Genomic DNA, 24,675 nt, shown 5'->3' with positions numbered 1-24,675 from the left:
TTCATCAATACTTTATTAACTAAAGTTAACGTGTTGCTAGCGTATTTTCGCCAGCGGAAATACCTACATATTTTTACGAACAATTTTACGACTGATATTTTTAGGAGAATTACGATGAAAACCCTGTTTATAGGTACCGCTATTGCTATGACTGCCGTTACAAGCGCAGCGGCACAAGAACTCAGCTACGGTCGCCTTATCGCCGACTTTGAAATGTTGTCGACACCTGGTGGTGATGTAAATGCATCCATACTTGGCGCAGAAGCTGGTGTGCGTGTTCAGGACTTCGATTTCTGGATCAATGGTACACAGGTAACAATCTCACCTGATGGTGTCCCAGTTAACCTGACTGCAGATGTATCTACGATTGGCGCCGGATACACGTTCTCTGGCAACTACCGCGTAGACGTTTCGTCATCTAACCTCGGATTTGGAATTGGCGGAACTGGCCTTAGTATCGGTTTGGATGAAATCGGTGTCGCTTATGACAACGGCACTTTCTTTGGCCGTTTGAGCTTTGCTGACATCAACCAACCTGTGCCGGGTGTCGATGGGCTTCTTGGCCTACACGTTGGCTATCAGTTCAATGACTATGCGGATGTGTCCATGTCTGTGCACGCTCTTGACGAAACCTCAGGCACAGTTGATCCGCTCATCATTCTTGGCGGCGAATACGATACGGGCCAGTGGGGCGTAAAGGCTGAATATGCTTCGATTAGTTTGGGTGGAACAGATCTGTCTTTGATCAGCTTGGCCGGTAATTACCAGATCAACGATCAATGGGGTGTTCGCGGTGCGTACTCAACGGCTGACATTGCCGGAACAGACGCCGATTTGATCCGCTTGGGCGGTACTTACAACGTGAATGACAAATACACATTGTATGCTGGTCTTTCGCGCGTTGATCTTGGTGGTTTTGAGGTCGATGGCTTTAACATCGGCATGACCATGGACTTTGGCGACAAGCCTGCATCATACGAAACCACTGCAGATCGCTTGCTTGGTGTCATAGAAACAGCTGGTGCCTTCGACTACTAAATCTACCCTTTTGTTTGCATTGGAATAGGGCACCCTTTGGGTGTCCTATTTCGTTTTCGGGTACCGATGATCGACGGCCTCAAGATCAGCGCCGGAAAACTCGAACTAACGCTCTAATTTCGCGTTGAGGGCCTTGAGCGTTTCACGCTGCTCTTTGGTCCAATTGCTGCGACGGCCCCGAAACAACGTGGCTTGGCTGGCGTGGATGGGACCATCGCTCAGTATTTTCAGCCCGTTTGCGCGCAGGGTTTCACCTGTTGACGTGATGTCAGCGACGGCCTCGGCGGTTTCGTTGCGGATTGTGCCTTCTGTCGCGCCTTGGCTATCGACGAGCTGGTAGTCCGCCACGCCATTTTCACGTAGGAATTCCCGCACAAGGCGGTGGTATTTGGTGGCAATGCGCAGGCGGAACCCGTGATTGGCGCGAAACGCGGCAGCGACTGCATCCAGATCGTCCAAGTTATCGACATCAATCCAGGCTTGCGGCACCGCAATAATCAAATCTGCACCGCCAAAACCCATCTTGGCAATTTCGACAACACGCTGATCCCACCCGCTAAGCTTTTCGCGCACAAGGTCAGAACCGGTCACCCCAAGGTGAATGTTCCCCTTGTCCAATTCGCGCGGGACTTCACCGGCGGACAAAAGCACCAATTCGATGCCATCAATGCCGTCCACAGCGCCTGCGTATTCACGATCAGAACCGGATTTGCGCAGCGTCACACCGCGTGCCGCGAACCAATCGAATGTTTTCTCCATCAGCCGCCCCTTGGACGGCACACCGAGCTTGAGGGTCATTGTACAGCCTCCGCGATTGCGACGAGATCTGGCCGGATCACACCGCCCACAGCAGGAACACCTTTTCCAGCACCCAGCACAGTCGTCAGCGCGTCATAACGCCCACCCGTCGCGACGGGTGGAATGTTCAGGTTTGGAGCCGCCGAGAAACCAAAAACGAAACCATCATAGTATTCCATCGATGTGCGACCGTAGGACGCCTCAAACGGGAGCTCTTCTACATTGATCCCGTGTTTGGACAGCGCGTCCAACCGTGCAGAGAACCCATCAACAGCCGTTGAGATAGACGGAAGATCGACCGCAATATCGCCAAGTAGGGCCAGCGCATTGGGTGCGGTTTCGCGTACCTTCAACAGCGCATCCAGCAGATCACGTTCCATGTGAGAAATCGGTTCCGCAGCGGCATCGTCGCGCAAGGCCTCAATCCGCAGGGCAATCTCGGACTCCGAGCGCAAACCTAGAACCGCTGGCAACTTCGCCAACGGATCAGCATCGGCAAGCAATGCGGCGCGCGCGGCAGGAACCGGAGTTACGCCCCCAAACCTGTCCAGCAACGCCTTAAAGCGGCGCGGACGCCAGAGGTGGCGCAAAAGTGCTGCGCGGCGGTGTTCAGTGGTTTTGAGGCCCGTAACAGCCGCACGAAGGATACCGATGTCACCCGTAACGGGCGAAACGGGCACGTCCGCGAGGATTTCAGCGAAGGTTGCGAAGACTTCCGCGTCAGCGGCAGCGACATCACTACCGTCAAAGACCTCAAACCCGACTTGCACAAACTCGGATGGGCGGGCCTCGTCGACTTCCTGCTTACGGAATACTTTGCCCATGTAGGTATAACGCGCGGGTTCTGCGCCGAAAGCCATGTGTTGTTGTACGATTGGCACCGTGAAATCGGGGCGCAACATTTGCTCGCCGCGCAGAGGGTCCTGCGTGGTGAATGCACGGGCGCGGATGTCTTCGCCGTATAGGTCCAGCAGCGTTTCCGCCGACTGCAGGTAATCTGCATCCGTAATCACAGCACCCTTAGCAGCAATGGTTGCTTGATAGCGCCGCGCGCGATCCCAATTGGCTTGAGCGTGAAATTTGCTCATCTATCTAAATCCTCCGCACGATCAATTAGCCAAATACCTACGACTGCAGCCAAAACGCAAATGGCAAGCAACAGCCAAAATTGCATTAGCAAACTGAGCAAACCCAACATTACACTGCACCCAAAGACCATACTTCCAGACATAGACATGCCAAACCAAGCAGCTAATTTACCGAGCCTCTTCACTTTGCTTGCTCGTCTAAAAGCGTTTTGATCCGGCTCACCAGATCGGCACGCGGAATTTCAAACTGTTGTGGGCGTTCGCTCCATTCTTCCTGCGATGCAGTCTCGGCGATCTTCGCGCCAAGGATCAGGTCTTTGACCTGCAATGTGCCTGCTTCCAGCTCGTCACCGCCTTGGATGATCGCGATTGGTGAGTTGCGTTGGTCTGCATATTTCAACTGGTTGCCGAAGCTTTTTGGATTGCCAAGGTAAACCTCTGCACGGATGCCTGCATTACGCAGCTCGGACACGATGCCCTGATAATCCGCCATGCGATCACGATCCATAACCGTGACCACAACAGGACCCGTCGTGTCCGTGTTCAAGCGGCCCTTCATGTGCAGCGCTGCAAGCAAGCGATCGACGCCAATAGACACGCCTGTCGCAGGGACCTCTTGGCCTGTGAAGCGTTTCACGAGATCGTCGTAGCGACCACCGCCAGCAACGGAACCAAAGGACCGCGGGCGACCCTTTTCGTCTTTGATTTCAAACGTCAGTTCGGCTTCAAAAACTGGGCCAGTGTAATAGCCAAGGCCACGCACAACGCTTGGGTCGATCACGATGCGGTCAGGGCCATAGCCACCAGCCGCCAAAAGGTCTGCCATTGTCTGCAATTCATCCACGCCCTTTGCGCCAACTTCACTGTCACCAATCGCGGCCCGCAGGTTCGCCAATGTGCCCTCAGTTGTGTCAGACTTGGATGTCAGAAATGCGACAACAGGTTCGGCTTGCTCATCCGACAAGCCCACGCCGTCAATGTAGGCGCCAGAGGCATCCAAGCGCCCCTTGCCGAGCAATTCACGTACGCCGCTTTCGCCAACTTTGTCGAACTTGTCGATGGTACGCAGGACGTTTGCCTTCTGGTCATCATCAGACAGGCCCATGACCTCAAGCACACCGTTCAAAACCTTACGGTTGTTGATGCGCACGACGTAATCGCCGCGATCAATTCCCACGGCTTCCAAAGTATCAGCCAGCATCGCGCAAATCTCGGCATCAGCGGCAACATTGCCAGACCCAACCGTATCCGCATCACACTGATAAAATTGGCGGAAACGACCCGGACCGGGCTTTTCATTGCGCCAAACCGGACCCATTGCATAGCGGCGATAGGGTGTCGGCAAATCATTTCGGTGCTGTGCGAAAACACGAGCAAGCGGCGCAGTCAGGTCATAGCGAAGCGCCAGCCAATCGCCGTTGTCGTTTTCGTCTTCTTCTTGCCACGCAAAGACACCCTCATTCGGGCGGTCCACGTCAGGAAGAAATTTGCCCAACGCTTCGACGGTTTCAACAGCCGCAGATTCAAGCGCTTCGAACCCGTAGCGATGATAAACCCCAGCAATCGTGCGCAACATGTCTGTACGCTGCGCCACTTCTGCGCCGAAATAATCGCGAAACCCTTTAGGGGTCTGCGCCTTGGGTCGTTGGGGTTTTTTCTGCTTGGCCATTCGCTTGGCTCCCGCTGAGGACATTTATCCCCGCGCTTTACCGCGCCCACACGCGCCACGCAACAGCAGGGGCTAGCAAAGCGCGGCCCAGCGCCTTAATGGATGTGTATGAGTGACCAAACAAACCTTGAAGAACAGCTCGCGCATCTGAGCCGCACCGTGGATGATTTGTCAGATATTGTGGCACGCCAAGAAGGTGAGATCAGCAAACTGACCCACCGCGTACAGATGTTGATGGAGCGCGAAGCAGGCCGTGAAGCCGATGCAGGCGGATCAGCGATGATGGCAGACCAACGTCCGCCACACTACTAGGCTTTAGCCGTCTTTTAAGGACATCGCCAAAACTTCTCCGTCATGGACGAGGATTTGCGCCCACTGCGTTGGCACAGAACTGAACGTGCCACCAAAGAAGTTATAGACAGTTATGAAATGCGTATCGCGGTTCAGACGCTCCGTGCGCTCACCACAAGGCTGGCCACGACCGACGCGGCATTCGCTTGCCTTCAAGGCCTCATAGGCATTGTCGGTTGTGGTGTAATCAATGCCTTCGTTGCTGCCTTGATAGCGGACGAATTCATGGGTTTCGATGTCACCAGTCACGACCACAGCACCTGTAAATGTGCGCGCGCAATTGTCATCAAACCCTGTGATATAAAAGGGCCGCGGGGACGTTGTTTGGGGAATGGTGTCGTAAATTCTGAAACCACCGCCACCATCGATCTGTGTCCCAAGTTGGTTAGAACCTAACCCACAGACCCGCGCGATTGTTCCAAACGGCATCACAGTGCCAGCGTCAACATCGGTCGCGTCGGGGCCCGTGCGTGGGCGTTCTGCGCGGCCATTGCCACTAAACAGCCCGCGCAAGCCGCGCCTTGGCAGTTCAGCCTCTTGCGGTTCCGGTATTGTTGATGAGGCGGATGTTTGGACCAGAGTTTCCTCGTCGCCGTCTTCGGCATTTGCCGTATCGGCCAAAGCCGCTTCAACGGCAGCATTTGTCGGATCATCAGGTTGGCGGTTCAGCATACGGCGAAACAAGCCACCGCCGCCTGCGTTGTTACGTGCTTCAGCAGGGGTTTCGGCGACGTTCGCTGCGCCATCGGCGATAACAACATCATCTAAACGTGCCACATCGCGTAGTGGATCACCACACGCAGAAAGCCCTGTGGCTACAACCAGTCCCAACAAAATATGGCGCATTTAGCGTCCTTCACCTTACCGTTTCGAATGTATTAACGGATGGGGTCGCGTGCGTCCACCGGACCCTTTGGACAGGCGGGGTTTCGCCGCACGTTAAAGATGCGTTAGATTTCTTGCACTTCGATGACACCGCTAAGGCTGCGTAACGCACCTTTGATCTGCGGGTTCACAGGGAATTCAGCGCCAAGTTCCACGTCAATCTCGCCCAGTTCGGCATCATCAATGGTAAATGTGATCGGCCCACGCCCACCCTTAACCTTGTCGCGGATCGCGTTTTGCAGGATTTCATCGACTGTCGGGATTGCCGCGATATCCCCAAGGAACACCCGCAAACCGGTTGAGCCAGCATCAGCCACTGCCAAATCAATCGGCGACACCGACCGCCCGAGGAGTTTCAGTTGTTCGCTTTCCATCGTGGCTTCGACGCTTAGGACAACTTGCGCACCCGTTTCCAGAAAATCGCGCGAGGCTTCTAGCGCATCACTGAACATCGTGACCTCGTACTGACCCGTTGGATCAGAAAGCTGAACAAACGCGAAACGATTGCCGCGTGCGGATTTGCGTTCCTGACGCCCCGCCACTGTGCCCGCCATTTTAGCGACGTGCGCTCCGCGTTCAGCCTTGGCTGTCACCTCATCAAGGGTCAGCACGCCTTTGCGTTTTAGCGGCGCAAGGTAGTCATCCAGCGGGTGGCCGGACAGGTAGAACCCAACCGCTTTGAATTCTTCGGCAAGCCGTTCAGCAGGCAACCAGTCCTCGCACGCAGGCAAGCGCGGTTCTGGCAGATCATCGCCAGCTTCACCAAACAACGACACCTGATTGGAATTCTTCTGGTCATGGATCGCCGCGGAATACCCAACCAGCGCATCCAACCCACCCAGCACTTTGCGGCGGTTCGGATCCAGTACATCAAACGCACCCGCGCGGGCCAACATTTCAAGTGGGCGTTTACCGACACGTTTCAGATCAACGCGGCGGGCAAGATCAAACAGCGTCGAGAACGCCTTCGCACCCTCTGCCAATCGCGCATCCACGATAAGGCCCATCGCATCCGCGCCGACATTTTTCAGACCACCAAGGCCATAGACCAACGCGCCATCTTGCACGTCAAACGTGGCGAGCGATGTGTTCACGCAAGGTGGCTTCCAAGGCAGCTCAAGCCCCTTCTTCACTTCTTGGAAATACACTGCCAGTTTGTCCGTCAGGTGGATATCGCAGTTCATCACGCCGGCCATGAATTCAACCGGATGGTTCGCCTTTAGCCACGCGGTTTGGTAGCTGACCACCGCATAGGCCGCCGCGTGGGATTTGTTGAAACCGTAGTTTGCGAACTTATCCAGCAGGTCCCAGACTTCCTGCGCTTTCTTCTTATCGACACCGTTTTCAGCGGCACCGGAAATGAACTTCGGCTTCTCGGCGTCCATCGCCTCTTGCAGCTTTTTACCCATCGCGCGGCGCAACAAGTCAGCGCCACCAAGCGAGTAGCCCGCCATTTCTTGGGCGATCTGCATAACCTGTTCTTGGTAAACGATGATGCCTTGGGTTTCGTCGAGAATGTGGTCGATGGACGGATGCAGCGTGTCGCGATCCGAAATGTCGTTCTTCACTTCACAGAACTTCGGAATGTTCTCCATCGGGCCGGGGCGATACAATGCCACCAGCGCGATAATGTCCTCGATACAATCCGGTTTCATGCGCCTCAGCGCATCCATCATACCGCTGGATTCCACCTGAAACACGGCCACGGTTTTGGCGGCGGCGTAAAGCTTATAGCTCGCTTCATCGTCCAGCGGAATCGCGTTGATTTCATTCACTGCACCTTCGGCGGGCACATATAGTTCTGTTCCATCTGCGGCCGTATGAATATCGCGGCCCGACTTGCGGATCAGGTCAATCGCGTTCTGGATCACTGTCAGCGTTTTCAGACCCAAGAAATCAAACTTAACGAGGCCTGCTTGCTCAACCCATTTCATGTTGAACTGGGTCGCGGGCATATCAGAACGCGGATCTTGATAGAGCGGCACAAGTTCATCGAGCGAACGGTCGCCAATCACAACACCCGCCGCGTGGGTCGATGCGTTGCGCAGCAAGCCTTCTAACTGCTGCCCATAGGTCAGCAAGCGGTCGACAACTTCTTCATTGTTCGCCGCTTCGCGCAGGCGCGGCTCATCCGCCAGCGCCTTAACAATGCTGACAGGTTTGACGCCTTCCACGGGGATCATCTTGGACAGTTTATCGACCTGCCCGTACGGCAGCTGCAAAACACGCCCAACATCGCGTACGGCGGCTTTGGACAATAGCGCACCAAAGGTGATGATCTGGCCTACCTTATCGCGGCCATATTTTTCCTGAACGTAGCGAATGACCTCTTCGCGGCGATCCATGCAAAAATCGATATCGAAATCGGGCATGGACACACGTTCGGGGTTCAAGAACCGCTCAAACAGCAAGGAATACCGCAAAGGATCAAGATCGGTGATCAGCAGCGCATAGGCCACCAAAGACCCCGCACCAGACCCACGGCCCGGACCGACTGGGATGTTGTTATCCTTGGACCATTTAATGAAGTCCGCAACGATCAAGAAGTAGCCGGGGAACCCCATGCCCTCAATGATGCCGAGTTCAAAATCGAGGCGCTTCTCGTACTCAGCAACGTCGGCCGCATGGGGGATAATCGCCAGACGGTCCTTTAGTCCCGCTTCGGCCTGACGGCGCAGTTCTGCGACCTCGTCATCGGCAAATTTGGGCAAAATTGGATCGCGTTTGTAAACTTTGAAACCGCAACGTTTGGCGATTTCAACGGTATTGGCGACGGCTTCTGGAAGGTCCGCAAACAGCGTGACCATTTCTTCTTGCGACTTGAAGTAGTGCTGCGGCGTCAAGCGGCGGCGGGGCTCGTTTTGGTCGACATAGGCACCGTCTGCGATACAGATCAACGCATCATGCGCTTCGTAGATTGCGGCCTTTGGGAAATAGACATCGTTGGTCGCAACCAACGGCAAATCCATCGCGTAGGCCATTTCGACATGGCCTTGCTCCGACAATTGTTCAGCCTCAGGCAGGCCGCCATCAACGGGGTGGCGCTGCAGTTCCACATACAAACGATCTGGGAAAGTCGCGGCCAGTTTGGTCATCAAAGCCTCGGCAGCGGGGCGTTGCCCAGCGCGCAATAGCCGCCCGATAGGTCCGTCCGGCCCACCAGACAGACAAATCAAACCCTCGGAATGTTTCGCCAAATCATCGAGTGAAACTTGCGGCAGCTCCCCGTTCGCATCCAAGTACGCACATGAGTTTAGCTTCATGAGGTTCAGGTAACCCGCCTCATTCTGCGCCAGAAAAACCAGCGGTGCGGGCGGCTCAGGGCGACGACCGGGTTCATCCGTGCCCATTCCAAAATCAATCTGACACCCAATGATTGGCTGAACTCCAGCCTTCGCCGCATATTCGGAAAATTCCAGTGCACAAAACAGGTTGTTGGTGTCCGTAACGGCCACCGCAGGCATCCCAGCCTTTGCTGCAAGCCCACTCAGGGTTTTTACAGGAACCGCCCCCTCAAGAAGTGAGTATTCTGTATGCGTGCGCAGGTGTATGAATCGTGGATCAGCCATAATCTGTACCCTAGCTGGGGCGCGATGCAGGTGAAAGTGTTAGATATTAATTTGGACTGCTCACCGCCCCAAAACCCATAACTTAGCATTTTGACTAACTATATTGACGATCGCAAGAAACACCGTCAATATTCCTTCCATGCCAAGAGACCTCAACGCCATCTTTTCCGCCCTCTCAGACCCAACCCGCCGCACCGTGGTTGAGCGATTGGCCAAGGGCCCCGCGAGCGTCACTTCTCTCGCAAGTGATTACAATATCGCGTTGCCCACATTCATGCGACATCTCAAGATCCTTGAAACCTGCGGCCTCGTCCGGTCCGTCAAAAAAGGTCGCGTGCGCACCTGCCATATCGAAGCTGCCCCGATGATGGAACTTCAAGGCTGGCTCGAGTGGCAACGCCGCGTTTGGGAAAGCCAGCTAGATGGACCTAACGGAACTGAGGCTTGCAAAAGCGCGTAATTCCCGCTTTGATCCAATCTGACGCAGGGGTCTACGCCGCATCGACCCAGCGCACCAACTTTCCTTGGTACCGCGGCAGAGCAATATCATGAATGTAACGTTTCTTCTCAACGGAGAGACCGTGGATGTGGACACCCACCCCACGCAAACGCTGCTCGACTGGTTGCGCGAAAAGCGCCACCTAACGGGAACCAAGGAAGGCTGCAACGAGGGCGACTGCGGTGCGTGTTCGGTGATGGTGACCGACGAAAACGGCGCGCGCACCTTGAATGCCTGTATCCTGTTCATGCCGCAGCTTCATGGGAAAGCCGTGCGCACCGTCGAAGGTCTTGCCTCACCCGATGGAACCCTGCACCCTGTGCAACAGGCAATGATCGACAATCACGGTAGCCAATGTGGTTTCTGCACACCTGGTTTTGTGATGTCGATGGCCACAGGTCATCTGAACGGGCGCACTGACCATGATGATGTGCTCGCTGGTAATCTGTGCCGCTGTACTGGCTACGCACCAATCATACGCGCGGCCAATGCAAGCGAAGGTACATCCGTCCCAGACCACATGCGCGAAGTGCCACCGCAACTTGGCGAAACGGACATTCCTGCGCCATCTACCAGCGACGAACTTGCACAGTGGTACATGGAGCACCCCGAAGGAACGCTTATTGCTGGCGCGACGGATGTTGGTCTGTGGGTCACCAAACACTTCACTGATCTGGGAGATGTGGCATTTCTAAACCGCTGCGCCGACCTGCAACAAATCGAAGATCAAGGTGATGCATTTCGAATCGGCGCGGCCGTTACAATGACGGATGTATTAGGCGCAGTGCGAGACTTGCATCCGTCTTACGCTGAAATGATCCGCAGATATGGCTCTGAACAAGTGCGCAACGCGGCGACAATTGGCGGCAACATCGCCAATGGGTCGCCCATCGGGGACAACCCGCCTGCCCTGATCGCGCTGGACGCAACACTGCATCTTCGGTGTGGCGACTCGCGACGCGACATGCCGATTGAGGATTTCTTCATCGCTTATGGCAAGCAAGACCGCCAACCCGGGGAATTCGTCGAAGCTGTAACGATCCCCAAAACGGCCCCCTCGTTGCGCTGTTACAAACTTTCCAAGCGGTTTGACCAAGACATCTCGGCGGTCTGTGGCTGTTTCAATATCACGGTTGAAGACGGCGAAATCACCGCGGCACGTATCGCATTTGGCGGTATGGCCGGAACGCCTAAACGCGCGGCCTCGTCAGAGGCCACGCTGGTCGGACGCCCTTGGGCGTTTGAAACACTGCAAGCGGCAGCAGAGAGCCTAACCGAAGACTTCCAACCCATGAGCGACATGCGTGCCTCTGCCACCTACCGCATGGAAGCGGCGCAGGGTCAGTTGCTACGCTATTTCGATGACATCAACGGCACTGAAACAAGTGTTCTGGAGGTCCGCGCATGAGTGTTTCTAAGCCCCTCCCCCATGACGCAGCGAAGCTCCATGTTACCGGAACTGCGCGCTATGTTGATGACGTACCGATGCCCGCAGGCACGCTGCATCTGGCCTTTGGCACAAGCACGGTTGCGCGTGGAATGCTCAAATCGGTGAACCTTGAAAAGGTGAAGCAAGCCCCCGGAGTTGTCGCAGTTCTAACGGCGAAGGATCTTCCTTTTGCCAATGATGTTTCCCCGTCGATCCATGATGAACCACTGCTGTCGGACGGAACCGTTCACTATGTCGGACAGCCGATCTTTTTGGTTGTGGCGCAAACACACTCGCAAGCCCGTTTTGCTGCGCGTCAGGGCGACATTCAATACGTCGAAGAAACCCCGATTTTCAGCATCGAAGACGCGCTCGCGGCGGATGCAAGGTTTGAAAACGGTCCGCGCGTTTATACGAAAGGCGATATCGCCTCAGCGCTTTCATCTGCACCAAACCGCCTTAAGGGGCGGATTGAGATGGGCGGACAGGAGCATTTTTACCTAGAAGGCCAAGCCGCCCTCGCCCTTCCGCAAGAAGGCGGCGATATGGTGGTGCATTCATCAACGCAACACCCAACAGAAATTCAACACAAAGTGGCGGACGCGCTGGGTGTTGATATGCATGCCGTGCGTGTTGAAATCCGTCGCATGGGTGGTGGGTTTGGCGGTAAGGAAAGCCAAGGCAACGCCCTCGCGGTGAGTTGCGCGGTTGCCGCGCGCGCAACGGGGCAACCTTGCAAGATGCGCTATGATCGCGACGACGACATGACGATCACTGGTAAGCGCCACGATTTCCGCATCGATTATGATGTTGGCTATGACGCAAACGGTCGACTGACCGGAGTGGATTTCACGCATTACACGCGTTGCGGTTGGGCGCAGGATCTGTCCCTGCCTGTCGCGGATCGCGCCATGTTGCACGCGGACAATGCCTACCTATTGCCTGCTGCACGCATCACCTCGCATCGGCTGAAAACCAACATGCAAAGTGCTACGGCCTATCGTGGCTTTGGTGGCCCGCAAGGGATGCTGGGGATTGAGAGGGTTATGGACCACGTGGCCCATGCGTTGGGCAAGGACCCTGCTGCGGTGCGACGGGTGAACTTCTATGCCGCGCCCGATGCGGTGGCTGGTTCGTCAGAGGGAAAGGCGGGAACTGGTCGGCGCTTCGGGGCAGAGCATTCGCCGGTCGCCGAAGCGGAAAATACGACGCCCTACGACATGGAAGTCACAGACTTCATCCTGCACGAGATGACCGAAAAGCTGCTTGCAGATGCTGACTATGAAGGCCGAAAAGCGGCTGTGGACGAGTGGAATGCCAAGCACACAACCCTCAAGAAAGGGATCGCGTTCAACCCCGTTAAGTTCGGCATTTCATTTACCCTTACGCACCTGAACCAAGCGGGCGCACTGGTGCATGTGTATCAAGACGGATCGATCCAGCTGAACCACGGCGGCACCGAGATGGGGCAAGGGTTGTTCCAGAAAGTGGCGCAGGTTGCGGCGGCGCGGTTCGGGGTGGATTTGAGTGCCGTGAAAATCACAGCAACGGACACGGGCAAGGTACCAAACACGTCTGCGACAGCCGCATCGAGCGGGACGGATTTGAACGGCATGGCGGTGCAAAACGCATGCGACATCATCCGAGACCGGATCGCGGAGTGTCTGGCCGAAATTCACGAGACGGCGACTGGAGATGTTACGTTCGACAATGGCATGGTCGTGGTTGGCAATGTCGAGATGTCCTTCGCGGATGCTGCCAAGACTGCGTATGAAAACCGCGTCAGCCTAAGCGCCACGGGCTTTTATAAAACACCCGACGTTGCATGGGATCGGATCGCAGGAAAGGGTCGCCCATTCTTCTATTTCGCATATGGCGCGGCGATTTCCGAAGTGGTGATCGACACGCTGACAGGTGAAAATCGCCTGCTGCGCGTTGATGTTTTGCATGACGCTGGGGCGTCACTGAACCCCGCTTTGGACATCGGTCAAATTGAGGGTGGATTTGTGCAAGGTGCGGGCTGGTTGACCACCGAGGAACTCGTTTGGGACGATGCGGGACGTTTACGCACGCATGCGCCCAGCACCTATAAAATTCCCGCCTGCAGTGACCGTCCCGAGGTTTTTAACGTCGCTTTGTGGGATGGCGAAAACCGCGCTGAAACGGTCTATCGGTCCAAAGCAGTCGGAGAGCCGCCGTTTATGCTCGGGATTTCGGCGCATTTGGCCTTAGCAGATGCTTGTGGAGCCTGCGGGGCGACCTATCCGGATTTGCAAGCCCCCGCGACGGCGCAAGAAGTGCTGCAAGCCGTCAAGCGAGCCCGTGCATGAGCCAAAACGAAGAACAGTTCATTGCGGTGACCGTCGGGGCCGTCAAAGGCTCCGCCCCGCGTGAAGTAGGCGCCGTTATGCGCATCTGGCCGGACCGTCAGGAAGGCTCCATCGGTGGTGGAGCGCTGGAATTTGAGGCGGCAAAAATCGCGCGGGAAATGTTGCGTGACAACTTGATGAAAATCCAACGGGTCATGCCGCTTGGCCCTGATCTGGGCCAATGCTGCGGGGGTGTTGTCACGCTTGATTTCAACCGTGATGACCAACTCGAAAAACCGTCACAACCGCCCCTGTGGATTTGGGGGGCAGGTCATGTTGGGCGTGCGATCGCCAACGTTTTGGCACCACTTGAAGACCGCCAAATCACATTGATCGACACCACCGCCGAGCGCATGCCTGATGTGCTTGCGATCACGGTAGCGCCCCTTGTGGCTGCTGACCCAGTTCGCGCCGTTGCCCATGCGCCCCGTGATGCGGATCACCTTGTCCTGACCTACTCCCACGCAATTGATTTGGCACTCTGCGATGCGCTGCTACGTCATGGATTCGCGAGCGCGGGTTTGATCGGTTCCGCGACGAAATGGGCACGGTTTCGATCAAAGCTCGCCTCAATGGGGCACACATCTGCACAGATTTCACGCATTGCTTGTCCCATTGGCGATCCGAGCCTTGGAAAGCACCCGCAAGCCATTGCCGTAAGTGCTGCGGCTGCGTTAATCTCTGCTTCGGCGGACGGGGTTGAACGCCAGGGGATAGGGGAACGCACAGCATGACCGAACCGCTTATGAAGCTCGAGGGGCTGACCAAAGCCTACCCTGGAGTCGTTGCGAATTCCGACGTGTCGTTCAACATTCAAGCAGGCGAAGTTCACGCGCTACTGGGCGAAAACGGCGCGGGGAAGTCCACCTTAGTCAAAACCATCTATGGATTGGTCAAGCCTGACACGGGCACGATGACGCTGGACGGAAAACCTTTCACACCCGCAGAACCACGGGCCGCACGCGCCGCGGGTATCGCGATGGTCTTTCAGCATTTCTCATTGTTTGAAGCCTTGGATGTCGCGGAAAACGTTGCCTTGGGGATGGAAAACCCGCCCCCAATGAAAGACCTCGCGCAGCGCATCAAAGAGGTCTCTGAAACCTACGGATTACCGCTGAACCCGTCGCGCATTGTCGGTGATTTAAGCGCGGGCGAGCGCCAACGTGTCGAGATTATTCGCTGCCTTCTGCAAGACCCGAAGGTGCTTATCATGGATGAACCGACAAGCGTTTTGACCCCACAAGAAGTCGAGATTCTGTTCGAGACCCTGCGCAAGCTGAAGTCCGAAGGTACAGCGATTTTATACATTTCGCACAAGCTCGAAGAAATTCGTGCGCTGTGCGATCACGCGACGGTTTTGCGCCTCGGCGAAGTCGTCGGAACCTGCGACCCACGCGAGACATCGGCGCGCGAAATGGCCGAGCTGATGGTGGGTGGAACGCTTCATGTGCCGGAACGCGAAGCCGGTGAGACTGGCGAAACGCTGATGCAGATCAGCGGCCTTTCCGCCCGCTCGCCCGCTGAATATGGAACCTCACTAAAGGACATCACCCTCGACATTCGCGCAGGCGATGTCATCGGGATTGGTGGCGTTGCAGGCAACGGGCAGGACGAATTGCTCGGTGCGTTGTCGGGCGAAATCAAGGTTGGTGCCGGACAAGTTGCCTTTATGGACCAAGACATTGGCCAGATGGCGCCAGATGCACGGCGCAGCCTTGGGATTTGCGCGGCCCCTGAGGAGCGCATGGGCCATGCCGCCGCACCTGATATGTCCTTAACAGAGAACGCCGCGTTGACGGGACGCAAGCGTAAAGACCTGGCAAAAAACGGGTTTATCGACTGGAACAAAACGCGGAACTTTGCCGAAATCATTATCGAGCGCTTTGATGTCCGCACGCCGGGGGCCGGCAATGCCGCGCGGTCGTTGAGTGGTGGGAACCTGCAGAAATTCGTCATCGGGCGTGAGATTTTGCAAGACCCGAAGATCCTGATCGTCAACCAGCCGACGTGGGGCGTTGATGCGAGCGCGGCGGCCGCTATTCGGCAGGCTTTGCTGGATTTGGCGGCCAAGGGTGCTGGGGTCATTGTGATCAGCCAAGATCTTGATGAGTTGATGGAAATCTCAGACCAGTTTGCTGCGTTGAACGAAGGGCGGCTGTCCAAGCCACGCCCGGCGCAAGGCCTCACTGTTGAGGAAATCGGCCTGATGTTGGGTGGTGCGCACGATATGGAAGTCGCGCATGTGGAGGCTGCGACATGATCATTTTGGAAAAACGCCCGCAGCCGTCGCAATTCTGGTCTTATGGCGCGCCGATTGTCGCGGTCATTCTGACGATGATCTTCGGGGCTGCCTTGTTTGCAACCCTTGGAAAGCCACCAATCGAGGCGCTAAGCAAAATCTTCTGGGAGCCGCTGTTTGGCGAGTTCAACTTCTTTTACCTGCCACAACTCCTGATCAAGGGCGCGCCATTGGTCGCCATCGCGTTGGGCCTTTCGCTTGGGTTCAAGGCAGGCATCTGGAACATCGGTGCCGAGGGGCAATACATCATCGGGGCGTTGTGCGGTGCTGCCGTGGGCCTTGCGCTGTATCCGATGGAGGCACGTTGGCTGGTCCTTCCGGCAATGCTGATCGCGGGGGCATTTGGTGGTTTCGCATGGGCGATGATTCCAGGAATTTTGCGCGTAAAGTTCAACACTAACGAGATTTTGGTGTCTTTGATGTTGGTCTATGTGGCCGAACAATTGCTAGCAGCCATGGCGCTTGGAGCGTTAAAAAACCCCGAAGGCATGGGCTTTCCGGGCTCACGCAATCTATCGCAATACGCATCAGCCAGTTCGTGGATCGACCAAGGAAACGGCATGCACTGGGGCGTCGTAATAGCCCTTATCGCGGTGATCTTTGCGTATATCCTGTTCACCCGACATATCCTTGGCTTCCAAATCAAACTGGCAGGCCAAGCACCACGCGCGGCTGCGTTTTCGGGCGTTAACCCTGCGCGATTGGTCTTGTTCTGTCTTGGTACATCTGGCGCATTGGCAGGGATCGCGGGCCTGACGGAAGTGTCCGGTCCGGCGGGCGTTGTCAGCATCGACTTCAACGTCGGCTATGGGTTCACCGCGATCATCGTTGCCTTCTTGGGACGCTTGCATCCCGTCGGTATTTTGATGGCGGGAACGTTGATGGCACTGACCTATATCGGTGGCGATGTAGCGCAGTCTTCGCTTGGGCTACCGAAGGCTGCGATCCAAGTGTTCCAAGGGACGCTTCTGTTTTCACTGCTTGGCGTCGACGTTCTGACGAACTACCGCGTGCGGATGAAACGGGGGGCCGTGGCATGAGAATTTTCAACCATACCAAACCCATTGTCATGGGCGGCCTGATGGGGCTGATGATGATGTGGATGCTACACAGCGCGTTGACGGGTGACGGAACGCTTGGCGCAGGTGCGTTGATCGCGTTTGTTGCAGCCCATGTCGTGTTTGCTGCGGTCGTGATCGGGGGCGCGTTATTTGCCGCGCGCCTCTCCCCACGAGCACGCCAATTCATGGATCGCCTGCACCGCCCATCCCTGCGCCACATTGGAGTGATGATGGCTGCAGCATTGAGTGTTGCCGGTCTAGTTCATCTCGTCGTTCATGGAGGGATTGCGTGATGTTTGGATCGATTGACCCGCAACTGCTGCTTGCCTCCCTAATGGTGGCCGCCACCCCAATTATGCTTGCCGCGATCGGTGAGCTGGTGGTGGAACGCGCTGGGGTTTTGAACCTTGGTGTTGAAGGGATGATGATTACCGGTTCGGTTATCGGGTTTATTGCCGCGATCAAAACCGGCAACCCGTGGATCGGATTTATTGCGGCCTCCGTTGGTGGTGCTGGGCTATCCCTTCTGTTTGGATTTCTGACGCAGTTTTTGCTGTCCAATCAGGTGGCGACAGGCTTGGCATTGACACTGTTCGGGTTGGGCCTCGCCGCGCTTCTTGGGCAGGATTACCTTGGTGTGAAGGCCCCTGTATTCCCTGACTGGCACATTCCACTGCTCGGCGACATTCCGATCCTTGGCCCGATTGTATTCCAACATGACCCGATGGTTTACATCGGCCTTGGCATTGTCGCGGGCGTTTGGTGGTTCTTGAAAAAATCCCGCGCCGGTTTGATCTTGCGCGCTGTCGGTGAGAACCACGAGGCGGCCCACGCATTGGGCTACAACGTCGTGCGCACACGTATGCTGGCGATCATGTTTGGCGGGGCCTGTGCGGGGCTTGGTGGTGCGTATTTGTCTATCGTGCGGGTGCCGACCTATGCCGCGGGCCTGACCGCTGGGATGGGCTGGATCGCCCTTGCGATTGTGGTCTTCGCTGGCTGGAAACCCGGGCGATTGTTGCTGGGCGCATATTTGTTTGGCGGTGTGACAGCGTTGCAGCTGAACCTACAGGCCGCGAGCCTTTCGTTGCTCGATGTTCTCACGATCACCGCGCTGACAGCGGCCGTTGTCGTAATCATCGTAGGGTTGACCCAGAAACGCAGATTTACAGCCAAGATGCTTTGGTGGAGCGCCAGTCTTTGCATCGCAGCCGCATTCTTTAGCGTTTATAAATGGCTTGGATGGGTTTTTAACGAGACTCTTTGGCTTTCATCCTCGCCTTATATTGCCACCATCTTCGTTCTGGTCATTATGTCCAGCGGCGGAGCGCCGGGGTCGCTCGGCAAGATTTTCCACGCCTCACGTTGAGGCACATCAATAACTCAGAAAAATCCAAGGGGGATAAGACATGAACATGAAGGCATTACTGGGTGGAGCAGCGGTCGTTGTCGCAGCTGCTGCCGCGTATTTCTACATTGCACCAGGCTCAGACGATATGGCGTCCGGCGAAGACGGCGCAACCAAAGTCGGTTTCGTTTACGTTGGCCCAGTTGGCGACGGCGGCTGGACATACGAACACGACCAAGGTCGCCTTGCTGTTGAAGCAGAATTTGGCGATGCAGTTGAAACTGTGTTCGTTGAAAGCGTTCCAGAAGGCCCAGATGCTGAGCGTGTGATGACACAGATGGCGCTGGAAGGTGCTGACCTGATTTTCACAACGTCCTTTGGTTACATGGATCCGACAATCAACGTCGCGGCCCAGTTCCCTGATGTTCGTTTTGAGCACGCAACAGGTTACAAGCAGGCGGACAACGTTTCTGTTTATTCCGCACGTTTTTACGAAGGCCGCGCAGTTCAAGGCCACATCGCGGGTCAGATCACTGAATCCAACGTCATCGGCTACATCGCGTCCTTCCCGATTCCGGAAGTTATCCGTGGCATCAACTCTGCTTACCTTCACGCGAAAGAAGTAAACCCAGACGTCGAGTTCAAGATCATTTGGGCGTACACTTGGTTCGACCCTGCAAAAGAAGCTGAAGCAGCAAACGTTCTGATCGAGCAAGGCGCAGACGTGATCTTGCAGCACACTGACTCCACAGCACCACAGGCTGCGGCGCAGGCCGCTGGCAACGTATACACATTCGGTCAAGCGTCTGACATGTCAGAATTCGGCCCAATGCCACGCGTATCGTCCATCATCGATGACTGGGCGCCGTACTACATTGCGCGCACACAGGCTGTTATGGACGGCACATGGGAAAGCACATCCACATGGGATGGTATCGGCGCAGGCATGGTTGGCATCGGTGAAATCTCTGACGCGATCCCAGCTGAAGTCAAAGCATCTGCCGAAGCAATGGTCGCAGAATTGGCGTCTGGCGAATACCACGCGTTCACTGGCCCGATCAACAAACAGGACGGTTCTGTTTGGTTGGCTGAAGGCGAAACAGCGCAGGACTACTCGGACGATGGTTTGGCTGGCATGAACTTCTACGTTGAAGGTCTGACAGCAGAAGTTCCGCAGTAAGCGACTGCTCTTTGAAATGAGAAAGGCCCGCCAGAAATGGTGGGCCTTTTGCCGTTTAATGGGGCTTTAGGTTATGTGGCGGTATTCGCCTAGGTTGGGTCCACTCACAGCGAAAGCAACACAATGATCAACACACGGCGACCAATTTGTTTTGTAGCGACGACCCAACCTGACGCAGCGAAGGCATTTTATCGTGAGGTTATGGGGCTCGATTTGATCGAGGAGTCGCCTTACGCGTTGGTATTTGACGACGGCGCGGCGATGCTGCGGGTCCAGATTGTACCTGATCTACACGTCGCGACGCATACTGTGCATGGCTGGGAGGTTGCTGATATGACGTCCGAAATCGCGACGCTTATAGCCAAAGGTGTCACCTTTTTGACGTTTGAACATCTGGAACAGGACGCGTCTGGCATTTGGACCACACCGGATGGGAGCAAGATTGCGTGGTTTAACGATCCATGCGGCAATGTGTTATCGCTGACGGAGTTTGCGCCGACCTGATGAAATAGAAAAGGCCCGCCAAATGACGGGCCCTTCGCGTTTCAGGGTAAGTGGTGGTCGTTGGGAAATGGGGAATTATGGGCGTTGTGGCAGTGCAGCGCGTAAGGCGTCTTCGTCAACACCAAGCACTGCGGCAACCGCTGCGAGGTCAGCTTGCGGGCCGCCTGCTTCTTCCAAAGTGCGGGCGAGCAGTTGTTCATCAACACCCAACGCTTCTGCCATCGCTGCAAAATCGGGGCGTCCGCCTTGCCCACCGGGACCCTTCCCTTCAGCGCCAATTCCGCCGGCAGCGTTGGTGCTGTAGTTGTCTTCCGCTTGAAGACCAACCAAACACGTAGGCAGGTTCGGAAATTCTTCGCTGGCGTGGTAATGGTACGTGTCCCCATCAACGTGGCCGCCGCATTCGTCCAAATCACGCGGAACACTGCCGTCATGTTCTAGGCTGCCCATGATCGCAAAGCCGTCAAAGGCATACCCGAACTGAACTTTTGCGTCTTGAATCGCGTTCGCACAGGACCCTTCAACGCCAGCATGGTCATAGACCGTATCAAGGTCCGTCGCGGTGCCGTGGTAGTGGTACCAACCACCCGGATCGACATGGCCCGCACAGACATCCAAAGCAGGCATATGACCCGTATCAAGCGCGCTGGGTGCATCTGCAAAAACCGGCACACCCGACAAGGAAACACCCACTTTAGCGACGGTCCCTAGGGAAACGGGCGCATCGGCCATGACTGGGGTCGTCGGGATCAACATTGTCATTTCAACGGCTTCATCAAACGAGCCGCTGATGCATTCGTTGTCGTCAGTCGGCCCTTCGACACGGATGTCAAACACGTGGACCGTCCCGTCTTCGTCGTAAAAATGATACCCCATCTCATCGAGCATCGTCAGGAACGCAGCATCGATGCGATAAAGGCCCGCCTCATCTCCATCCCAGTCCCAAATTCCACCAATGTCATCGATCATTGCGGGGCAAAATGGACCCACCTCAAGGTTCTCGGGAACATACTTAACCGTTATCTCAAGACAGGTCGCAGTGCTGCCATCTGTGAGCGTGCAATCAACGGATTCCGGTGTGGAAACGAGGGCATCTTGCGAGATTGAATCGACATTAATCTGCGCTTGAGCAACCAAAGGTGCGAGTGCAAGGCATGCAACAGCAGTTGAACGGCGGAAATGGAACATTAAAAATCTTCTATAGTTGGGGTTTCTAGGCGTTATACGCGCGGGGCACTTAGATTTGTCGCTTCCCACAGAAATTTCTAGAATTCTTTGCGCGAGCACTCCAAAGTGCCGACAAAACCAAGGGAGCAAACAAATGCCATATCGCGGTGCAGGCGGAACGAACGGTGGGGAAGGCAGCTTTCTGATCGGGATTATCATGATGATCGCGGGGGGGTATTTGCTGCTAAAGGGGATCATGGTGCGGCCGCAATTTGGGCTTGGAAACCAGATGTTTGCCGTTGGCGGGTTTCCAGTCACCACAGGGCTGGTCCTTGTGCCGTTCGCATTCGGTGTTGGCATGGTGTTTTACAACAGCCGCAATTGGATTGGCTGGATACTGGCGCTAGGATCCGTCCTTGCGCTGGTGGTTGGCGTGATCGCATCCATCAACTTCACCCTCGTGAGGATGAGCGCGTTTGACCTGCTCATGATCCTTATCTTGCTGATCGGTGGTGTCGGGCTGTTTTTGCGTTCGCTTCGGGGTCGCTAAGACATGATTGACTTTCTGGTCATCGGCGGTGGGATTGCGGGGACGTCAGTTGGCGCACGCCTGTCCCATCATGGGCATGTCGTGGTGTTGGAGCGCGAAAGCGCACTGGCCTATCACGCGTCAGGGCGTTCTGCAGCGTTGTTTGAAGAAAGCTATGGGCTGCCCTCAACGGTCGCTTTGAACGAGGCAAGCCGCGGCTATCATTTCGAGGCAAATGGCGGTGTCACGAGCCCGCGTGGGTTGATGTTGATCGGGACTGCCGATGACAAAGACGCGTTTGAGACGGATCTGGCGAAGATGCATCTAGAGACCCTAAGCGTAGCCGAGGGCCGTGCGCTGTTTCCAATACTCAACGATACTGTGACGCGGGTTGGCTATGACGGCGACGCGTGGGATTTGGATACAGATCGTCTTGTTCAGAATTTCGCCAGCGAAGTGCGTGGCAACAGGGGCGCGGTGCGAACTTCTGCCGAAGTCACGGCCATCGCCCGCACCGCTGCTGGCTGGGACGTTACTGTCGGAGATGACGTTCTAAGTGCGCGGGTCATCGTAAACGCCGCAGGCGCTTGGGTGGATGTGGTCGCTGAAATGGCTGGGGTTGCGCCGCTTGGTGTGACACCTCTGCGCCGTTCAATGGCACGCATCCCTGCCCCTGGTGGTCATGATGTGTCCGGTTGGCCGATGCTTTTTGGGCCCGGTGAAGATTGGTACGCGAAACCAGATGCTGGTGCGTTGATCGTCTCACCCGCCGAAGAGGTGCTTATGCCACCGATGGACGCATGGGCAGACGACATGATGCTAGCCGAAGGCCTTGCGCGCTATGAGGAACATGTGACGGAACCCGTGACGCGGCTTTTGTCGAACTGGGCAGGCCTGCGTACCTTCGCGCCTGATCGCAATCTGGTTCTTGGACCAGACAAGTCGGATCCGTCATTTGTATGGATGGCAGGACAAGGCGGCTATGGTTTCCAAACGGCACCTGCCGCGAGCCAATTGACGGCTGATCTTACAGTTGGAAACACACCGCAAATTGCGGCGGATATGGTCGCGAAACTGTCACCAGCCCGTTTCGCTTAAGCGGCTGACGTCTTAAGCGACGGCGGCCATCAATTCCCATGAGCGTAGTGTCATATAGTCTAAATCGCATTCACCTTCAGGCAAGATCGTCTCAATCGGGACACCCTCAGCGAAAATAACCCCCTGCTCTTCCAATGAAATTTGGATGTAACTCACGGGCATATCGGTGCGTGTAACTTTGACATCAGGATGGCTCACGGCGAGCGATTTTGCGCGCACCAGCGCAGCGTCTGTGCCAAACATCAATGGCACACGGATGTGTTCAAACAACACGCGATGTTGCGGTCCGACGTTTAGATCGGCGTGTGGAATTCCGAACCCCAATGCGCCCTTGGCGATGCGTACAGGGTAATGATTCCGCTCGCTCGGTGCGGCGAATGCTTCACGGACGTTGGTGACTGGCTGTGGCCCATGATCGCGGGTTTCGACCATATCACCGATCCGCAAATCCCGCGCTTCACGGGTCCCGTTTGGGGTCGAAATTCGTGTCTGCGGCGTGATACCGAACGCTGCGACCCAAGGGGCAAGCGCCTGAAGTTCTGGTTGAAATCTCATATCTGCTCTTTCCGATGTCTTTCCTCGGTTTGGGCTATTTCTGACGCGGTAAACTGTCACGCTCATGGCGCAAATGGGGCAAATGTAACAAATTTATCCTGTCCTTTTAGACAGTTTGCCTTAAATTAGCGGCTTACGTGTATTCACGTTGCCCCCACCCGAGAGACACGCAAAAGTGCCCTATGTTGAGTGAAACCGATCCCAATTTCCAAGTGCTTAATGCAATGGTGCGCGAGTTTGCGGATGCGATGGACTTTCACGGCCTACCTAAAGTTGAGCGTATTTTCACCTCTCCAGTTCTACCCCTAGAACGCCAAGTGTTGCGTGTCGTCTTCGGCCACGACATCTATGCAATGAAGGTTGATTTCACCTCGGACGTCACATCGCGTTTGGCACAAGAATTTGAAGGCCTGAAACGGCTAAGCAAACACTTTCAAACCTACGAAAAATTAGGAACTGCCACGCCAGTATATTTATCCAAAGCTGGCACGTTTTTTGCCATGAACTTCCTAAACTTACCCACGGCTGGGCAACGATTACAGCAATCACAACAGTTGCAAACGACACGTCAGGTCTATCGTCGTGCGGGGCTTTGGCTGACAGCAATGCACGAGTTCAAAGAGCAGAAACAGGGCAAGTTCGACGGCAAATGGATGGTCCATGAGATAAATGCGCGTATCGAAGACGGGAACTTGAAAGCACCCTTAGCAGACGTCGAGCGAATGCGTGATATCTTGCGCGAAGATGTTGTCGAGGTCCACCACACCAAAAGCACTCGCGCGTGGAGCCACGGGGATTTTCACAGCGAAAACATGATGCTGAGTCCAGGCATGACCTATGCCTTCGACCTAACTGAAGCCCGCATGAAGATGGCGTTATATGACACTGTCGACTTTCTGAAGGTCGACATTTACCGCCAAATGCCCAGCGAAGAAATCGACCGATCCGGCATCATCGCCAAGCACCGCGAGATGTTTTTCAAGGGCTACAAACACAAGGTAAAGCCAGAGCTGTTCGACGTCGCTATGCGGGGCCGGTTGTTGATTGACTGGGCGTCGATTGAAAAGTCGGGCTACGCGAAAAACGAGTCTCAGCAGCTGCAATTTTTGCGGCTGAAACAACGTCTCGACGTGGCGTTTCAGGCTTAGCTCAATGAGGGTCCCGCGCGATCGGCTGAAATGCCGCCATCCAGGTCATCATAGCAAACGATGTTTCCGCTTGGGATCGCAAACCCGTTCG

General features: G+C 55.6%; 22 protein-coding genes. 15 read left to right on the top strand and 7 right to left on the bottom strand.

The window, feature by feature from the left end:
- Positions 1 to 114: 114 nt before the first annotated feature.
- Positions 115 to 1,038: a porin family protein gene (locus OSB_RS02730; protein ID WP_049833540.1), complete on the top strand. Its 924-nt coding sequence runs from the start codon at positions 115 to 117 to the stop codon at positions 1,036 to 1,038.
- A 105-nt stretch (positions 1,039 to 1,143) separates the two neighbouring features.
- Here the strand turns inward: OSB_RS02730 and hisG are convergent, their stop codons facing one another.
- The 3 genes from hisG to hisS form a co-directional block, all read right to left on the bottom strand.
- On the bottom strand, positions 1,144 to 1,836 hold the full coding sequence (gene hisG / locus OSB_RS02725; RefSeq protein WP_049833539.1) for an ATP phosphoribosyltransferase: 693 nt from the start codon (positions 1,834 to 1,836) through the stop codon (positions 1,144 to 1,146).
- Entirely contained in the window at positions 1,833 to 2,924 is a 1,092-nt protein-coding gene (locus OSB_RS02720; RefSeq protein ID WP_049833538.1) for an ATP phosphoribosyltransferase regulatory subunit, read from the bottom strand. Before OSB_RS02720 ends, hisG begins: the two co-directional genes overlap by 4 nt.
- A 181-nt stretch (positions 2,925 to 3,105) precedes the next feature.
- Positions 3,106 to 4,593, bottom strand: coding sequence for a histidine--tRNA ligase (gene hisS / locus OSB_RS02715; RefSeq protein ID WP_049833537.1), 1,488 nt, complete (start codon positions 4,591 to 4,593; stop codon positions 3,106 to 3,108).
- A 108-nt stretch (positions 4,594 to 4,701) separates the two neighbouring features.
- On the opposite strand from hisS, the gene OSB_RS02710 reads away from it, so the two are divergent.
- Positions 4,702 to 4,905: a SlyX family protein gene (locus OSB_RS02710; protein ID WP_049833536.1), complete on the top strand. Its 204-nt coding sequence runs from the start codon at positions 4,702 to 4,704 to the stop codon at positions 4,903 to 4,905.
- A gap of 3 nt (positions 4,906 to 4,908) precedes the next feature.
- On the opposite strand, the gene OSB_RS02705 is transcribed toward OSB_RS02710, so the two are convergent.
- A complete protein-coding gene (locus OSB_RS02705) occupies positions 4,909 to 5,790 on the bottom strand; it encodes a hypothetical protein (protein ID WP_049833535.1) in 882 nt (293 codons plus the stop codon).
- Positions 5,791 to 5,894: 104 nt separating this feature from the next.
- Complete coding sequence (dnaE, locus tag OSB_RS02700; protein WP_049833534.1) at positions 5,895 to 9,398, bottom strand: DNA polymerase III subunit alpha; 3,504 nt, start codon at positions 9,396 to 9,398, stop codon at positions 5,895 to 5,897.
- Between the two features lie 139 nt (positions 9,399 to 9,537).
- Between dnaE and OSB_RS02695 the strand changes: the two genes are divergently transcribed.
- From OSB_RS02695 to OSB_RS02650, 10 genes are all read left to right on the top strand, one after another.
- Complete coding sequence (locus OSB_RS02695) at positions 9,538 to 9,858, top strand: ArsR/SmtB family transcription factor (RefSeq protein WP_049833533.1); 321 nt, start codon at positions 9,538 to 9,540, stop codon at positions 9,856 to 9,858.
- 88 nt (positions 9,859 to 9,946) lie between these two features.
- On the top strand, positions 9,947 to 11,305 hold the full coding sequence (xdhA, locus tag OSB_RS02690) for a xanthine dehydrogenase small subunit (protein ID WP_049833532.1): 1,359 nt from the start codon (positions 9,947 to 9,949) through the stop codon (positions 11,303 to 11,305).
- Complete coding sequence (gene xdhB / locus OSB_RS02685; protein ID WP_049833531.1) at positions 11,302 to 13,656, top strand: xanthine dehydrogenase molybdopterin binding subunit; 2,355 nt, start codon at positions 11,302 to 11,304, stop codon at positions 13,654 to 13,656. The genes xdhA and xdhB overlap by 4 nt, the downstream gene beginning before the upstream one ends.
- Positions 13,653 to 14,429: a xanthine dehydrogenase accessory protein XdhC gene (xdhC, locus tag OSB_RS02680; protein WP_049833530.1), complete on the top strand. Its 777-nt coding sequence runs from the start codon at positions 13,653 to 13,655 to the stop codon at positions 14,427 to 14,429. The genes xdhB and xdhC overlap by 4 nt, the downstream gene beginning before the upstream one ends.
- The gene (locus tag OSB_RS02675; protein WP_049833529.1) at positions 14,426 to 15,955 is read left to right on the top strand and encodes an ABC transporter ATP-binding protein; all 1,530 of its coding nucleotides are present in this window, start codon (positions 14,426 to 14,428) and stop codon (positions 15,953 to 15,955) included. The genes xdhC and OSB_RS02675 overlap by 4 nt, the downstream gene beginning before the upstream one ends.
- Positions 15,952 to 17,034, top strand: a complete 1,083-nt coding sequence (locus OSB_RS02670) for an ABC transporter permease (RefSeq protein WP_049833528.1) — start codon at positions 15,952 to 15,954, stop codon at positions 17,032 to 17,034. The genes OSB_RS02675 and OSB_RS02670 overlap by 4 nt, the downstream gene beginning before the upstream one ends.
- Positions 17,031 to 17,348 (top strand): hypothetical protein, encoded by a 318-nt coding sequence (locus OSB_RS02665; RefSeq protein WP_049833527.1) that lies wholly within the window; start codon positions 17,031 to 17,033, stop codon positions 17,346 to 17,348. The genes OSB_RS02670 and OSB_RS02665 overlap by 4 nt, the downstream gene beginning before the upstream one ends.
- Positions 17,348 to 18,424: an ABC transporter permease gene (locus OSB_RS02660; RefSeq protein ID WP_049833526.1), complete on the top strand. Its 1,077-nt coding sequence runs from the start codon at positions 17,348 to 17,350 to the stop codon at positions 18,422 to 18,424. Before OSB_RS02665 ends, OSB_RS02660 begins: the two co-directional genes overlap by 1 nt.
- Before the next feature lie 40 nt (positions 18,425 to 18,464).
- Entirely contained in the window at positions 18,465 to 19,583 is a 1,119-nt protein-coding gene (locus tag OSB_RS02655; protein ID WP_074202177.1) for a BMP family ABC transporter substrate-binding protein, read from the top strand.
- 123 nt (positions 19,584 to 19,706) lie between these two features.
- Positions 19,707 to 20,087 (top strand): VOC family protein, encoded by a 381-nt coding sequence (locus OSB_RS02650; protein WP_049833525.1) that lies wholly within the window; start codon positions 19,707 to 19,709, stop codon positions 20,085 to 20,087.
- A 75-nt stretch (positions 20,088 to 20,162) separates the two neighbouring features.
- On the opposite strand, the gene OSB_RS02645 is transcribed toward OSB_RS02650, so the two are convergent.
- Complete coding sequence (locus tag OSB_RS02645) at positions 20,163 to 21,275, bottom strand: YHYH protein (RefSeq protein WP_049833524.1); 1,113 nt, start codon at positions 21,273 to 21,275, stop codon at positions 20,163 to 20,165.
- A 133-nt stretch (positions 21,276 to 21,408) separates the two neighbouring features.
- On the opposite strand from OSB_RS02645, the gene OSB_RS02640 reads away from it, so the two are divergent.
- Positions 21,409 to 21,804 (top strand): hypothetical protein, encoded by a 396-nt coding sequence (locus tag OSB_RS02640; protein WP_049833523.1) that lies wholly within the window; start codon positions 21,409 to 21,411, stop codon positions 21,802 to 21,804.
- 3 nt (positions 21,805 to 21,807) lie between these two features.
- Positions 21,808 to 22,881, top strand: coding sequence for an NAD(P)/FAD-dependent oxidoreductase (locus OSB_RS02635; protein WP_049833522.1), 1,074 nt, complete (start codon positions 21,808 to 21,810; stop codon positions 22,879 to 22,881).
- 12 nt (positions 22,882 to 22,893) lie between these two features.
- On the opposite strand, the gene OSB_RS02630 is transcribed toward OSB_RS02635, so the two are convergent.
- On the bottom strand, positions 22,894 to 23,436 hold the full coding sequence (locus OSB_RS02630; protein ID WP_049833521.1) for a Hint domain-containing protein: 543 nt from the start codon (positions 23,434 to 23,436) through the stop codon (positions 22,894 to 22,896).
- Between the two features lie 182 nt (positions 23,437 to 23,618).
- Here OSB_RS02630 and OSB_RS02625 point away from each other — a divergent pair, with 182 nt between their 5' ends.
- Positions 23,619 to 24,584, top strand: a complete 966-nt coding sequence (locus tag OSB_RS02625) for a phosphotransferase (RefSeq protein ID WP_049833520.1) — start codon at positions 23,619 to 23,621, stop codon at positions 24,582 to 24,584.
- Positions 24,585 to 24,675 lie beyond the last annotated feature (91 nt).

Origin of the sequence: Octadecabacter temperatus (genome assembly GCF_001187845.1) — a bacterium.
GTDB classification, from domain to species: Bacteria; Pseudomonadota; Alphaproteobacteria; order Rhodobacterales; family Rhodobacteraceae; genus Octadecabacter; species Octadecabacter temperatus.
Note: the sequence above shows the minus strand (reverse complement) of the source record. Positions and strands in the feature narration are given on the sequence as shown.

Coding starts and splice junctions, on each gene's coding strand:
- xdhC (WP_049833530.1), top strand. CDS start 13,653: ATGAGCCAAAACGAAGAACAGTTCATTGCGGTGACCGTCGGGGCCGTC.
- OSB_RS02695 (WP_049833533.1), top strand. CDS start 9,538: ATGCCAAGAGACCTCAACGCCATCTTTTCCGCCCTCTCAGACCCAACC.
- hisG (WP_049833539.1), bottom strand. CDS start 1,836: ATGACCCTCAAGCTCGGTGTGCCGTCCAAGGGGCGGCTGATGGAGAAA.
- OSB_RS02710 (WP_049833536.1), top strand. CDS start 4,702: ATGAGTGACCAAACAAACCTTGAAGAACAGCTCGCGCATCTGAGCCGC.
- xdhB (WP_049833531.1), top strand. CDS start 11,302: ATGAGTGTTTCTAAGCCCCTCCCCCATGACGCAGCGAAGCTCCATGTT.
- OSB_RS02630 (WP_049833521.1), bottom strand. CDS start 23,436: ATGAGATTTCAACCAGAACTTCAGGCGCTTGCCCCTTGGGTCGCAGCG.
- xdhA (WP_049833532.1), top strand. CDS start 9,947: ATGAATGTAACGTTTCTTCTCAACGGAGAGACCGTGGATGTGGACACC.
- OSB_RS02640 (WP_049833523.1), top strand. CDS start 21,409: ATGCCATATCGCGGTGCAGGCGGAACGAACGGTGGGGAAGGCAGCTTT.
- OSB_RS02720 (WP_049833538.1), bottom strand. CDS start 2,924: ATGAGCAAATTTCACGCTCAAGCCAATTGGGATCGCGCGCGGCGCTAT.
- OSB_RS02665 (WP_049833527.1), top strand. CDS start 17,031: ATGAGAATTTTCAACCATACCAAACCCATTGTCATGGGCGGCCTGATG.
- OSB_RS02730 (WP_049833540.1), top strand. CDS start 115: ATGAAAACCCTGTTTATAGGTACCGCTATTGCTATGACTGCCGTTACA.
- dnaE (WP_049833534.1), bottom strand. CDS start 9,398: ATGGCTGATCCACGATTCATACACCTGCGCACGCATACAGAATACTCA.
- OSB_RS02635 (WP_049833522.1), top strand. CDS start 21,808: ATGATTGACTTTCTGGTCATCGGCGGTGGGATTGCGGGGACGTCAGTT.
- OSB_RS02625 (WP_049833520.1), top strand. CDS start 23,619: ATGTTGAGTGAAACCGATCCCAATTTCCAAGTGCTTAATGCAATGGTG.
- OSB_RS02645 (WP_049833524.1), bottom strand. CDS start 21,275: ATGTTCCATTTCCGCCGTTCAACTGCTGTTGCATGCCTTGCACTCGCA.
- OSB_RS02655 (WP_074202177.1), top strand. CDS start 18,465: ATGAACATGAAGGCATTACTGGGTGGAGCAGCGGTCGTTGTCGCAGCT.
- OSB_RS02650 (WP_049833525.1), top strand. CDS start 19,707: ATGATCAACACACGGCGACCAATTTGTTTTGTAGCGACGACCCAACCT.
- OSB_RS02675 (WP_049833529.1), top strand. CDS start 14,426: ATGACCGAACCGCTTATGAAGCTCGAGGGGCTGACCAAAGCCTACCCT.
- OSB_RS02670 (WP_049833528.1), top strand. CDS start 15,952: ATGATCATTTTGGAAAAACGCCCGCAGCCGTCGCAATTCTGGTCTTAT.
- hisS (WP_049833537.1), bottom strand. CDS start 4,593: ATGGCCAAGCAGAAAAAACCCCAACGACCCAAGGCGCAGACCCCTAAA.
- OSB_RS02660 (WP_049833526.1), top strand. CDS start 17,348: ATGTTTGGATCGATTGACCCGCAACTGCTGCTTGCCTCCCTAATGGTG.
- OSB_RS02705 (WP_049833535.1), bottom strand. CDS start 5,790: ATGCGCCATATTTTGTTGGGACTGGTTGTAGCCACAGGGCTTTCTGCG.